Origin of the sequence: Bacillus sp. TH22 (genome assembly GCF_016651015.1) — a bacterium.
Classification (GTDB): domain Bacteria; phylum Bacillota; class Bacilli; order Bacillales; family Bacillaceae_G; genus Bacillus_A; species Bacillus_A mycoides.
Genome location: NZ_JAEKER010000001.1, coordinates 3712126 through 3725239, shown reverse-complemented (window position 1 = coordinate 3725239; position 13114 = coordinate 3712126). Strand labels below are relative to the sequence as shown.

The following is a 13114-nucleotide window of genomic DNA, read 5'->3' as shown; positions in this document are numbered from 1 at the left end:
GAGATTTCTTAAGATTTTATGAAGATGAAGAAAATCTTCTTATTTACTATAAGCAAACATAAAAAATTGAATTCCAAGGATAAAGGATTCAAACATATACGAATATGGCATCTTGTTTATTTACTATGAAGGATCATGATCCTACTCCGATTTTGTATAGCGAAGTTACTATTTTTATGTTAGAATCCTCTAAGACATTTGGAGTTAGTATAGAAATCATTTTTTGGAGGCTTTATGAATAATCAAAACGATAATAAATCAAATGCATTTTTTGCAGCCTTACAAATAATGCTACTACTTTTATTGCCTATTCTTGTCCCTACATTTTTAATAGTGGGAATGAAAAAGTGGCTACCTGATGAAGTTAAGTATCCAAGCATACTATCATTGTTCGCATTATGTATTGGATTTTTCATAGTAGGAATTCTCTTCTCTATTGTTTTACGTTTATGTAAATTATCTGAGGAAAAATTAAAAGAATTAGGATTTTTAGGATTTACACTTTCGGCTGTTAGCACATTTCTAAGTTTTTATGTAGGTTACTTTTGGTTGGCAGACCTTAACTTCACATCAGTTGAATTATCACCTCATGCCGTATTAATTTTCGCTATTTTATGTACCTTGCTATTGGAAGGTATTTTTAAAGTAATGGACATGTTTGATAGTTCGGACGAAAATAAAGCTCACGTATAGACAAAAAAAGCATTCGACTAACATATTAGTCGGATGCTTTTTTACTAAGATAAAACAACTCTTTCATTACTTCGCGCTCACAATCTTATAATAAGAGCGAACTGTTAAGAAGTAATATCCGATATAAATAACGCTGTATACTCCAATACTAATTAGGAGCGGGATCATAATTTCGAATGGTAGTATGTTCCCTAAACCTTTTAGTGCAAACAAACTGTGTAGAATTCCGATTACTAGTGGAATTGCAAAGATAAAGCTCACTTGTTTTGCGATAGCTTTTTTCATTTCTTGTTTCGTTACACCCACTTTATGAAGGACAACGTAACGCTCACGATCTGCACTTGCTTCTGTTAACTGTTTGAAGTAAATAATAGAACCTGTTGCTAGTAAGAATACAAGTCCTAAGAACATTCCGATGAACATCATTAGTCCAGTTGCTTCAAGTCCCATATGGAAACCAGTATAGAAGTCTCTAAATGGTGGTGCCATTTCTGATTCACCAGCCGGCATCACTTTTGTTAATTTTTCTGTTAACACTTTACTGTTTCTTTCATCTTTTACATCAATATTTTTTACAACACGTGTTCCAAATGCTTGCTTCGCTTGTTCATACATTTCATCTGGAACGACAACAACTAATTCACCTAAATTCGTAATTGCAGTATTATTTACACTTTGGATCGTCAATGTCTTCGTTTCATTTCCAATTTGGAATACCGCTTTATTTCCTTTATATTCAGGGCTAAACTCATACCCTTCCATATAAGAACTATCATATATAAATGCTTCGCCAGTAGCTACATTCACTGTTTCCGCATCGATTTTTTTCGCAAGTTTGTTGAATTCAGATTGAGATATAAACTGATATTTCTCTGAAATCGTGTAATTCATATTAAGAATGAAATCAACTTTATCTCCTTCGAACTTCCCTTTGACAGGAACTGTTTCAATTTCAAATTGATCTTTAACAGGATGATCCTGCTTCTCCTCCGCAAGAATCGCATTTACTTTCTTATCCAGTTCTACATCTTTTCTCTCATAAGAGTAACTGTATGGCATGGCTGCTTTTGATTGCGTAAATATGTTGTAATACATCGTAACTGACGTACCAACCGCTGTTAATGTTACTGCACTTAAAATAGAAATTGTCGCAAGTGACTTTGCATTTCCTTTAATACGATATAGTAACTGTGACGTCGTTATCATATTCATACCGTTATAAAACGATGATTTATTATTTCTTGCACGTTTCAATACGAATACTGTAAAGAACATAAATAGTAAATACGTACCTAATACTGTCGCAAGTAATATATAAAGTGCGACTGCCATAAAGTTTACATACATAACTGCCTTCATAAACATTAACGCTAAGAAATAACCTGAGCCGATTAAGAAAACTGAAATTAACGCCATAATTACGGATCCTTTTGGCATTGCTTCTCCTTCACGTTCTGCGCGGAAAAGTTCAATTAACTTAAAGCGATAAATTAAACGATACCCTTGAAGTGATGTATATAAAATAATCACAAAGAAAATAATTGCTGTATCAACAATTGCAGCCATCGGTACTTCAAAATGAACATTTAAATTTAACCCCATCATACTTACTAGTAATTCAAGGAATAGTTTCGAAAGGACGCTACCGAACGCAATCCCGATAATTAAAGACATTAATCCCATTAACATATTTTCATAAAAGAGCATTTTACCGATCTGTCTTTTACGAATACCAAGTAACGAATATAATCCAACTTCTTTTTTACGTTTACGTGTAAAGAATCCGTTTGAATATATAATGAACACCGCTACGAAGATGATAAGCATTACACTGGAAACTTGGAACGCTCCGCTAATTTTTTTAGAACCTTCCGCAGCTTTTTCCATTTGTGAATTATACTGCAACGCCTTAAATGTAAAATAAATGACGATGCTAAATATCATAGATGCAAAATATACAAAGTAGTCTTTAAAGTTCCGCTGTATGTTGCGGAGGGCAATGCTAGATAAGGTCATCGGCCATACCTCCAGAAATGGAAGACATTACGTCAACGACTTTTTGGAAGAACTGTTTACGTGTTGATTCACCACGGTGTAATTCTTTATATAGCTCACCATCTTTAATGAAAATAACTCGTTTACAGTAACTTGCGGCAAACGCATCATGCGTTACCATTAAAATTGTAGAGTTATCATATTCATTTAACGACTTCATACTTTCTAGTAAGTCTGTTGCCGATTTTGAATCAAGTGCTCCAGTCGGCTCGTCTCCGAAAATCATACTAGGACTTGTAACGATCGCACGCGATGCTGCGCAGCGCTGCTTCTGTCCACCAGATACTTGATATGGGAACTGACTTAAAATATGATCAATACCGAACTTCTTCGAGATTTCAAGAACGCGGCGATCAATCTCACTCGCTTTCACCTTTGATAACGCAAGAGGTAAAGCAATATTTTCTTTCACCGTTAACGTATCTAATAAATTATAATCTTGGAAAATGAACCCTAAATGATCGCGGCGGAATAACGCTAACTTATCATCATTCATCTTCACGATATCTTTTCCATCAATTAAAATTTCACCGTTCGTCGCATTATCAATTGTAGAAAGAACGTTTAGTAGAGTCGTCTTACCCGAACCAGAAGGTCCCATAATTCCAACGAACTCACCTTCTTTTACTTGCAAGTTAATACCTTTTAAAGCTGCAAATTTATTCCCACCCGTGTCATATACTTTTTCAATATTTTTTGCTTCTAACACTGTTTTCATCTCGACATCCCTCATTTCTTCTATTCTCTATTTTTAACTATATACACTCTCTACTCTTGCCACTATCGATGTTTCTTACACAAACATGACAGTTATGTAAGGCGCATAAGTAAAGATATAAAAATTTAACCTACTGAATGAAAGTACTTTGTTACTATAACATTGGGATATCATGCCATCCATTCATTCTCCTTACAGGAACATTACATTTTTGTAAGGTTAAAAATGGACCTACAAAGTTGTGCACGAAATGTCGGATGGAGCTATTTCATTCTTGCTATTCTATATACGAAGGAGGTCATAGTATGGATTCACTTAAAAATATGAATGCGGCAATGCAGTATATTGAAGACAACCTTACACACGAAATTGATTTTAAAGAAATAGCAAAAATAGCTTTTTGCTCCGAATATCATTTCAAAAGAATGTTTTCTTTTTTAGCTGGCATATCACTATCAGAATATATTCGCTGTAGACGTCTTACTCTTGCTGCTTTTGAACTAAAAAACAGCAATGCAAAAGTCATTGATGTCGCTATAAAATATGGATACAACTCACCAGATTCATTTACACGTGCATTTCAAAACTTGCACGGAATAACGCCTTCAGAAGCTCGAAGTACAATTCGTTCTTTGAAAGCTTATTCACCAATGACCTTCCAATTATCCATTCAAGGAGGAACTGAAATGAACTATCGAATTGAAGAAAAAGACTCATTTCGAATTATAGGTATTACAAAACGAGTGCCAATCGTTTTCAATGGTGTAAATGAAGAAATTGCTTCTATGTGGAAAAGTTTAAACCCACAGTCCATTCAAACATTAAAGATGCTTTCAAATGTGGAACCAAATGGAATCATTAGTGCTTCTACAAATTTTTCTGAAGGAAGAATGGAGGAAAAAGGCGAACTCGATCACTATATTGGAGTAGCCACAACGAAAGATTGTCCAGAGCAATTCAAGCAACTTGAGGTTGCAGCTTCAACATGGGCTATATTTGAAGCTGTCGGTCCATTCCCTGATGCATTACAAAATGTATGGGGGCGTATTTATTCAGAATGGTTCCCCTCTTCGAACTATGAGCTAGCGAAAGGACCAGAAATACTGTGGAATGAAAGTAAAGACGTATCATCGCCGAATTTCAGAAGTGAGATATGGGTACCTATTTTGAAAAAGTAATATACGGGTCTAAACTTTTTCAAAATAAAGAAGCTGCTCTTCCTCTTTAAAGGAAAAGCAGCTTCTTATTTTATCCCGCTATTTGTGGGCAGTAAAACCCCCACCTCAAAATTCAGGTGGAGCAAAGAAGTTAGGTGGGAATCGGGCTAATAATCAGTGGGGATGAACAAAACCCCCACTGATTAAAGTTTCACTTTATACTTCTTCTCGACTCGTTCTTATACAAGAAAATAGTAATAATCGCAAGCACTATAATAACTCCAAAAGTAAATACCCTGTAGTTCGAGATAGCCTCAGTACCGATTAACAAAGCAGGTATAACAGCCATAATTAAGCCACCAAACATACCGACAAACGATCCTATGCTTTGTTTTACTACTTGCGTTTCTGATACCCAATCATAATACCCAAATCGATTGTTAATAAAAATCCCCCATACTGCCGAAAATAATGAATATGTTATCGGTGTTATTACGATGAAAAGAGAACTCCAAACATCTAGTTTTAACCCTATTATCAGTAATACGGAACTGATAAGTGATGCAGGTATACTTAATGAAAGATTCATAAGTACTTTACTGTCATAAATCATCTTTGGCGTAATAGGTAACGACTTAATAATCCATACATTTTTTCCTTCTAATGACAATGACACACATGTTGTACACGTCATCGAAATCGCTGCTGCAATAGCAAATGGCGCAACCTTTTGCAACAGGGTCTCAATTCCAGGGTACGCTATTAATTGACTTGGTCCTACTACAACTATAGCTAGCGAGAAAGCTATCGCCATCACGACTCCCATTCCACTATTTATGACATAAACTGTAGAAGAGAAGAAACGTTTCAGCTCTTTTTTATACAATGCGACCAATACACTTTCTTTTCTCATGCCATGAATCTCATAATTTGAAAGCATATGATAAGTGGTAATCTCTGTATTTATTTGCTTATATTTTAACGAAAGTATTTTTACAAAAAGATAATACCAAATAACTGATATCCCAACGAATAGGATGAAAGCTACAATATCAGCATGAACAATTGCTTTTTGAAACATGTTAGCTAGTGGATACACTTTAGTTAATTGCTCCGAAACAATTGCACCAATCCCGTTCATATCATTAAGGCTATATTGAGCATTTCCGTTTTCTAGCATAAAGAAACCGAATGTAATAATTACTATGAAACTTAAAATCGTAGTTATTTTATTCGTATTTTTAAATTTAGAAGCGATTGCCGTAATCGCAGCTCCAAAGACCGCTGCGATTGTTGTTGGAATTAAAGATGCTATAAACATACTGATGAACCACATAAAGTAAAAAGAAACTGATGGCTTCTCATGTATGCCATAAACAACTCCCATTGGTAGCATGATTATGATTGAAAAGATCGTATTCAGCAAATATAAATACAAAAACCTACTTGTAATAACAGTACTTACACGAATCGGTAATGACATTAAAAGGTCGTAGTCCTTAAAAGCAAAAATCTCTCCGTTTGCCTTAAATATAGTGAAAAACAACGTCAATACACTGCTAATAACTAATGCATAAACTGGGATAATTTCACTTATTCCTAGTTTCACCAACCCATATGCTGAGGCACCACAATATAGCATTAACATGACACCCACCAAGGCAATAGACACTGACAACAAAATCTTATTCTGCTTCTTCTTTTTATCTTTTTCGTATTTAAAAGTATTTAAACCAAGCTGTGTTATCAAGCGGATTTTTAAAAGATCTAGACTACTAATATTCATTAGCAAGCTCCTTCATAAAGAGCTCTTCCAATGAACCTTCCTTTATTAAAGAATTCACTTCCCCTGAAAGTGCTAATTTCCCTCTATTAATCATCGCTATTTTATTACATAGCTTCTCCGCCACATCTAAAACATGCGTAGAAAAGAAAATCGCACTTCCCTTTTCACAAAGCTCTTTCATAATCCCTTTCAATACTACCGCAGCCTTTGGATCAAGACCAACGAAAGGTTCATCTAAAACTAATAATTTCGGTTTATGTAAAACCGCCGATATAATCGCTACTTTTTGTTTCATACCGTGTGAATAAGAAGAAATTAAGTCTCCTAAGTAAGGTGTAATCTCAAAGGCATCCCCATACTTCTGTATCTGTTCTTCCCGATCCTTCGCAGACACTTTAAACACGTCAGCAACAAAGTTCAAATATTGAATTCCTGTTAATTGCTCATATAAATCTGGATTATCAGGAATATACGCCATTACTCTTTTACATGCAATCGGATCCTTTTTTACTGAATGGCCATCAACAAAAATTTCGCCCTCTTCAAAATCTATAACTCCTACTAATGACTTAATCGTTGTACTTTTCCCCGCACCGTTATGTCCAATAAATCCAAAGATATCTCCTGCTTGAACAGTAATATTTAACTGATCTACTGCCTTTTTTCCACCTTTGTATGTCTTACTAAAATTTATAATTTCTAACATGTGATTTCCCCCAAACTATCTTTTAAACTGAATTTTCAGACCTAAAAACAAAAAATTTACTCAGCGAGCTTTTTCATTATCCCCACTGAGTATTTAAATCTCTTAACACATAGAAACTATAAATATATAATTTGATTAGTGTAGTTCAATCGCTTATTACTTACAATTGCATTTCTTTTTTATAAATAACATATGACTTTATCGTTGATATGAAGATGCATACTAATATTATTCCAATCCCCACAAAGATATTAAATGGATCTGGAAGTAACGCTCCCGCATATATACAAAGTGCACCTATTACAAATACCTTCGAAGCAAATCTGTGTGTTTTTCTCCAAACTACAGGATTTTCTAATGTCCAGTCCATTCGAATGCCTACTAAACCATTTGGCTTCGTTTGTTGCATGTGATTACCTAGTACAAGAAACAACGTTCCAAGTCCGAAATTAAAGGCGATTGAGCCTGAAGCAATATAATTAGACGCTGCTAATAGCGCAAATATGTTACAGCCGAACCCTATCAAAAGAATGGCATAATGGATTGCAGAAAGGACTTTAGCATGCTGTTTATACTTATCTTTCGTTACATCAATATACCCCATAGCTAGCCATATCAAATACAGCAACACCATACTACCTATTGAAACTGAACTCGCTTCTACTTTAGAAAAATATCCATCTACCATTCCTGCAGCATTATAATGACGTGGAATTTGTTTCGGTAAATAAGGCCATACAATGTACCAGCCAATTGCAATTGCAATAATTAAACTCCATGGTAATACGTGTCTTTTCATCCTCTCTCCCCCATAAATTTTCTATTAAGCTCCTATCTCTTTCTTATAAGCAACATAGGAATACACCATCGTACCAACAACCAGTACAACAACAACACTTAACAAACAAATCATCTTCCACATTCCCGGTAGAAACGAGGAAAATATGATTACAATACCGCCAATCATCATGATCTTTGATCCTATCCTATGCGTTTTTCTCCATACATTTTCACTACTTAACGTCCATGGCGTCTTAATACCTATGAAGAAATTTGGTTTACATTGCTGCATATAATTGCCGAGTACGATGAAAAGGATACCGACCATTATGTTCACAACGATTCCAATTGGAATGTTATACCCTAAAGCATTTGCTAGTGTCATCATATTAATAGTAAATAAGAAAAATAAAATTGCTCCATTTATCATTCCAAGTGCTTTAGGAAATCTTTTGTAGTTGTCGTACTTCGGATCTATCTTAGGCAATACAGTAACTAGTGCATATATGAAAACCATAATTGCTACATCAAAAATCAGCATTCCCATTTTTGACATATGTCCATCTACCTCACCATTAATATTCCAATGACTTGGAACTTCTCCCGGTAAATAAGGCCACGCGATGCACCATGCAATAATCGTTAAAGCAATTAATAATAACGGAAATATATGCTTCTTCATTTCCCCTCTTCCCCCTTATTCGTAAACGTAAACACCCAGGTCAATAAATCTTGAAATACAGTTGTGTTCAAAGAATACACAACGAATTGCCCTTTCTTTTCATCTTGAATAAGTTCAGCATTTTTAAGTGCATTTAAATGATGAGAAATACTTGGCTTTGTCATGTTGAACTGTTCAGCAATTTCCCCAGCTGTTAAATCGCCTTCTTTTAATAAATCTAAAATTTTTCGCCTTGTTGGGTCTGCTAATGCTTTGAATGCTTGATTCAATGTCTTTCTTCCTTTCACTAATTAGACATTTAGATATTTATCTAAATGTTAAAATGATTTCAGTCAATTGTCAATTATATATAAGGCCCTTTTTACTTTTTCCACTTTTGACCCATACTGTTTACTATATAAATCCTGTTTAATCTTTCATCATATAAATACGCCACAACTATGCTACGTATAACAAAAAAGGAAAGCCTATTCATTTGATTTCTTTGTTTTTACTTCGTACGGGGCAGAAAAAGGCTCTGACCGCTTCTATGCATGGCTAGATCCTCTCTCTCCCCTAAAAAGACAAGTTCTATGTCGTCTTTTAAATTTTTATATTTATATAGCTCCCATTTCAACATAATGAAAAGACTTGAAACACATGATACACTATAGCTACAATTGTTTTTTTAGGAGGAATATACATATGTATAAAATTTTAATCGTTGAAGACGATCCAAATATTTCAACATTACTACAATCTCACATTCAAAAATATGGCTATGATGCTGTTGTTGCGGAGAACTTCGATGATATTATGGAATCGTTTAACGCTGTGAAACCACATCTTGTTTTACTTGATGTAAACTTACCGAAATTCGATGGATTCTACTGGTGCCGTCAAATTCGCCATGAATCTACTTGTCCAATTATTTTCATTTCGGCACGCGCAGGTGAAATGGAGCAAATTATGGCGATTGAAAGCGGTGCGGATGATTACATTACAAAACCGTTCCACTATGACGTTGTAATGGCGAAAATCAAAGGTCAATTACGCCGTATTTACGGTGATTATGCACCAAATATTTCTGAACGTATCGTTGAAGTTGAAGGACTAAAACTATTCCCTGAGCGTCCCGAAATTCATTTTGGCGCTGAGCAAGTTCTTTTAACGAAGAAAGAGGCAATTTTAGCAGAAATGTTATTATCTAAATTCCCGCGTACAGCGAGTCGTGAAGATTTACTAGCCGCTCTTTGGGACGACGAAAGCTTCGTTGAGGAAAATACATTAAACGTAAACATCACGCGTCTTCGTAAAAAGTTCAATGAGCTTGGTATTGAAAATGCTATTGAAACAGTACGTGGACTTGGGTATCGTTTTAACGCAACTTGGAGTGAATAAGCATGAAACTATTTTTACGTGATCATTTTGCATTTTTCCTACTATATGTATTAAACTTCGGAATCATTTTCGTTCTTTATGATGCAGTAGACGGATTTCAAAATAATAAGTTTTACTTCATCGTTTTAAGTTTATATTTATTCATCTGTTTCCTCGCTTATCGTTACGTTCGTAACCGTAGAATGTATCACAGATTAAGTGAACCACCAGAGAAACTGGAAGATGCGTTTATTGAAAGAGCGACTGCTCCTATGCCACACGGTGTAAACGAGCTCGTTCGTACGCAATATCGTCTATTCCAAAAAGACCTACAAACATTCGAAGTAAAACAGCAAGAACACCAATTATTTATTAACCATTGGGTGCATCAAATGAAAACGCCTGTTTCTGTTATGCAGCTTATGGTGCTTGAAATGGAAGATGAACATTTAATCCCGAAATTCAAAAAAGAATTAGAACGATTAAATCAAGGACTCGATATGGCTTTATATATGGCAAGGCTAAATAACTTCCATGAAGACTTCCATGTTGAGACGATTTCATTAAAAGATGCTGTGACAAAAAATATTAACGGATTGAAAGAATTATTCATTCGAAACGGAGTCTTCCCCGTTTTAGAAGTTCATTCAGATTTAAAGGTTGCTTCTGATGCGAAGTGGCTAAAGTTCATCATTTATCAGTTAATGACAAATGCAGTTCGCTACTCTGGTGAGCGCGGAAAGAAAGTTTTCTTATCAGCTTATCGCAATGGTAAAGATATTATTTTGGAAGTTCGTGACGAAGGCGTTGGTATTCCGCAAGAAGATATTCGAAGAGTATTTGAACCTTTTTACACTGGAAAAAACGGTCGTGCATTCGGAGAATCTACTGGTATGGGGCTTTATATTGTAAGTAAAATTTGTGATTATTTAGGTCACTCTGTGAAACTAGACTCTGAAGTTGGTAAAGGAACGACGATTAAAATCATCTTCCACAACGCTGCAAATAATCAAGCAGAAAATACGGAGAAGGTGACCGAAGCATGATCGTAATATATGCTAGCAAAATGTATGAGAACTCACTCTCATACATTTTTTGCAATAAAACTACATATTGGCCTTCTAGCGGGAGGTTCATATTATGACATTTTGGCAATTTGCATTTAAAAATGTAACGCGCAACTCAAGAGCCTATTTTGCCTACTTTGTAAGCAGTGCTTTTTCCATTGCTGTTTTCTTTTCGTTTGCCGTTTATTTATTCCATCCGAAATTACAAAACTTCAATATGATCTCTGAAGTTTCTGGATTAATGATATTTTCAGAAGTTGTAATTGTATTCTTTTCTTTCTTCTTTTTACTATATTCCATCGGTACTTTTTTAAAAGTTCGAAAAAAACAATTCGGAGTTTTGATCGTTTTAGGAATATCGAGAAAACAATTACATCGTCTCGTTTTTATGGAAAACATGTTAATTGGGATTTTATCTATCTTTTTTGGCATACAGTTTGGGTTTGTCTTTTCGCAATTTTTCTTATTAGTAACAGCGAAAATTACGCACGTCCCAGGAATTTATTTATACGGGCCTACAAATGCTTTCATTTTAACGACAATTGTTTTTCTTAGCCTTTTTATCATTGTATCTGCTTTTACACCAATGCTCATTCGAACAAAAAAAACTGTGCATCTTTTAAAAGCAAATGGTGGGAAACAAAAAGAACGAAAGCCATCCATACTCATTTCTCTATTTGGCGCTTTATGTTTATTAGGTGGCTACGCGTTAGCTAGTAAACCAGTATACTTCGTATCATTAAGCCCGCAAATAGGGATGATTTACATGTTCTCTAGTATTTTTGTTATTCCGGCACTCGTTTCAATTGGAACGTATTTCTTCTTTTCACAAATTAGTTTCTTACTCATTCATATTTTGAAAAAGAGACGAAAATTTTATATGAAACGTATTAATATGCTTTGGATTTCAGACTTAGCTAGCCGTATTCGATCAAATATTAATATGCTTTTCATTGTAGCAATGCTATCTACAATTGCTTTTACGATGATTACATTTCTATATGGATTCGGGAAATTTATGAAACTTGATGTTGCACGAAATTCACCATTTGCATTTTCTTATTTCTCATATGAGGCGAATCCATTTACTTCCCAGCACTTAAATTGGCTAGAAAAACAATTACGAGACGGGAATTTTTCTTATAAAAAAATCAAATTAAATTTATATACTACACCTGTAAAATCTAGAAATGGTACGGAAACTTATAATGACACGTATGCCATAAAACAAAGTGACTATAATAAACTCGCTACGTCATTACAATTGAAAAAACTATTTATAAATGATAATGAAACATATGTATTGTCTGGTGCGGCATATGTCCCGTTGTTTAGTGCATTTGATCAAAATTACAACAGCACACATATTACACTCGCTAATAACAATTATAAATTACAAGTAAAAGGGTTTGAGGCAGATAATGCACTTCCGGCTAATTTTGCGTACGAAACGTTAGTATTAGCTGATTCTGTCATTAATAATTCATCAAATTATACAAAGCGTGTAACAGCCTATAACTACAACGTGGAGAACTGGGAGAATACGTATGCTATTGCTGATGAGTTTGTAAAACGAGTGAATAAAGACCGTACGAGTTTTGAACATGAAGAAATGCTCGTCCGTGTTTTCGAAACGAGTAATGCCCTATACAAAATCAAATCTGGAAGTGCTTCCTACTTCCTCATTGGTACATTCCTTGGGATCATTTTCTTTATTGGAGCTGGTAGTGTACTGTACTTCCGTATGTATACAGATTTAACAAACGAGCAAGAAAAATATGTAACGATTACGAAGATTGGCTTAACAGAATCAGAAATGAAGCGTTCAGCGACCATTCAACTTGGAATCTTATTTTTCGTTCCATACATTATGGCTTCTATTCATACGATGTTTGCGACAAAGATGTTGCAAGATATTATTAACTTATCATTGTTCGCTGAAATTACGGTTGTACTTGTGATTTTTGGAACAGTTGAGATTATCTTTTTCCTATTAATTCGTTCACTTTATATGCAAAAATTATCGCAACATATTAAGTTTTAAATAAGCAAAAGGTGAGCTTTATGAAAAGAGTATGCGGACCCCCTCATACTCCTTTCACATTAACTCT

The 13114-nt window shown here is 34.7% G+C and carries 12 protein-coding genes; 5 read left to right on the top strand and 7 right to left on the bottom strand.

What is annotated here, in order from left to right; all coding sequences use genetic code 11:
- The first annotated feature begins 234 nt into the window (after positions 1-234).
- Positions 235-693, top strand: a complete 459-nt coding sequence (locus JFU18_RS18920; RefSeq protein ID WP_201034422.1) for an epimerase — start codon at positions 235-237, stop codon at positions 691-693.
- A 66-nt stretch (positions 694-759) separates the two neighbouring features.
- On the opposite strand, the gene JFU18_RS18915 is transcribed toward JFU18_RS18920, so the two are convergent.
- Together JFU18_RS18915 and JFU18_RS18910 are read right to left on the bottom strand one after the other, a co-directional pair.
- Positions 760-2709 carry an ABC transporter permease gene (locus JFU18_RS18915; RefSeq protein ID WP_201034423.1) on the bottom strand — a complete coding sequence of 650 codons (1950 nt, stop codon included), beginning with the start codon at positions 2707-2709 and terminating at the stop codon, positions 760-762.
- Positions 2696-3466 (bottom strand): ABC transporter ATP-binding protein, encoded by a 771-nt coding sequence (locus JFU18_RS18910; RefSeq protein WP_000859659.1) that lies wholly within the window; start codon positions 3464-3466, stop codon positions 2696-2698. The genes JFU18_RS18915 and JFU18_RS18910 overlap by 14 nt, the downstream gene beginning before the upstream one ends.
- Before the next feature lie 305 nt (positions 3467-3771).
- Between JFU18_RS18910 and JFU18_RS18905 the strand changes: the two genes are divergently transcribed.
- Positions 3772-4644, top strand: a complete 873-nt coding sequence (locus tag JFU18_RS18905; protein ID WP_201034424.1) for an AraC family transcriptional regulator — start codon at positions 3772-3774, stop codon at positions 4642-4644.
- Between the two features lie 190 nt (positions 4645-4834).
- On the opposite strand, the gene JFU18_RS18900 is transcribed toward JFU18_RS18905, so the two are convergent.
- The 5 genes from JFU18_RS18900 to JFU18_RS18880 form a co-directional block, all read right to left on the bottom strand.
- On the bottom strand, positions 4835-6409 hold the full coding sequence (locus tag JFU18_RS18900; RefSeq protein ID WP_201034425.1) for a putative ABC transporter permease subunit: 1575 nt from the start codon (positions 6407-6409) through the stop codon (positions 4835-4837).
- Positions 6399-7115: an ABC transporter ATP-binding protein gene (locus JFU18_RS18895; protein ID WP_002067760.1), complete on the bottom strand. Its 717-nt coding sequence runs from the start codon at positions 7113-7115 to the stop codon at positions 6399-6401. Before JFU18_RS18895 ends, JFU18_RS18900 begins: the two co-directional genes overlap by 11 nt.
- Positions 7116-7275: 160 nt before the next feature.
- Positions 7276-7914 (bottom strand): SdpI family protein, encoded by a 639-nt coding sequence (locus JFU18_RS18890; RefSeq protein WP_016092519.1) that lies wholly within the window; start codon positions 7912-7914, stop codon positions 7276-7278.
- Between the two features lie 24 nt (positions 7915-7938).
- Positions 7939-8577 carry an SdpI family protein gene (locus JFU18_RS18885; protein ID WP_078421880.1) on the bottom strand — a complete coding sequence of 213 codons (639 nt, stop codon included), beginning with the start codon at positions 8575-8577 and terminating at the stop codon, positions 7939-7941.
- Positions 8574-8846 (bottom strand): autorepressor SdpR family transcription factor, encoded by a 273-nt coding sequence (locus tag JFU18_RS18880; protein ID WP_001070536.1) that lies wholly within the window; start codon positions 8844-8846, stop codon positions 8574-8576. The genes JFU18_RS18885 and JFU18_RS18880 overlap by 4 nt, the downstream gene beginning before the upstream one ends.
- Positions 8847-9261: 415 nt before the next feature.
- Between JFU18_RS18880 and JFU18_RS18875 the strand changes: the two genes are divergently transcribed.
- From JFU18_RS18875 to JFU18_RS18865, 3 genes are all read left to right on the top strand, one after another.
- Positions 9262-9957 carry a response regulator transcription factor gene (locus tag JFU18_RS18875; protein WP_002089212.1) on the top strand — a complete coding sequence of 232 codons (696 nt, stop codon included), beginning with the start codon at positions 9262-9264 and terminating at the stop codon, positions 9955-9957.
- Positions 9958-9959: 2 nt separating this feature from the next.
- On the top strand, positions 9960-10982 hold the full coding sequence (locus tag JFU18_RS18870) for a sensor histidine kinase (RefSeq protein ID WP_002015836.1): 1023 nt from the start codon (positions 9960-9962) through the stop codon (positions 10980-10982).
- A 94-nt stretch (positions 10983-11076) separates the two neighbouring features.
- Positions 11077-13047 carry an FtsX-like permease family protein gene (locus JFU18_RS18865; protein WP_201050332.1) on the top strand — a complete coding sequence of 657 codons (1971 nt, stop codon included), beginning with the start codon at positions 11077-11079 and terminating at the stop codon, positions 13045-13047.
- Positions 13048-13114: the final 67 nt, after the last annotated feature.

Excerpts from the sequence above, each read along its gene's own strand:
- JFU18_RS18900 (WP_201034425.1), bottom strand. The coding sequence starts at position 6,409 with ATGAATATTAGTAGTCTAGATCTTTTAAAAATCCGCTTGATAACACAG.
- JFU18_RS18875 (WP_002089212.1), top strand. The coding sequence starts at position 9,262 with ATGTATAAAATTTTAATCGTTGAAGACGATCCAAATATTTCAACATTA.
- JFU18_RS18910 (WP_000859659.1), bottom strand. The coding sequence starts at position 3,466 with ATGAAAACAGTGTTAGAAGCAAAAAATATTGAAAAAGTATATGACACG.
- JFU18_RS18870 (WP_002015836.1), top strand. The coding sequence starts at position 9,960 with ATGAAACTATTTTTACGTGATCATTTTGCATTTTTCCTACTATATGTA.
- JFU18_RS18895 (WP_002067760.1), bottom strand. The coding sequence starts at position 7,115 with ATGTTAGAAATTATAAATTTTAGTAAGACATACAAAGGTGGAAAAAAG.
- JFU18_RS18865 (WP_201050332.1), top strand. The coding sequence starts at position 11,077 with ATGACATTTTGGCAATTTGCATTTAAAAATGTAACGCGCAACTCAAGA.
- JFU18_RS18885 (WP_078421880.1), bottom strand. The coding sequence starts at position 8,577 with ATGAAGAAGCATATATTTCCGTTATTATTAATTGCTTTAACGATTATT.
- JFU18_RS18890 (WP_016092519.1), bottom strand. The coding sequence starts at position 7,914 with ATGAAAAGACACGTATTACCATGGAGTTTAATTATTGCAATTGCAATT.
- JFU18_RS18915 (WP_201034423.1), bottom strand. The coding sequence starts at position 2,709 with ATGACCTTATCTAGCATTGCCCTCCGCAACATACAGCGGAACTTTAAA.
- JFU18_RS18905 (WP_201034424.1), top strand. The coding sequence starts at position 3,772 with ATGGATTCACTTAAAAATATGAATGCGGCAATGCAGTATATTGAAGAC.
- JFU18_RS18920 (WP_201034422.1), top strand. The coding sequence starts at position 235 with ATGAATAATCAAAACGATAATAAATCAAATGCATTTTTTGCAGCCTTA.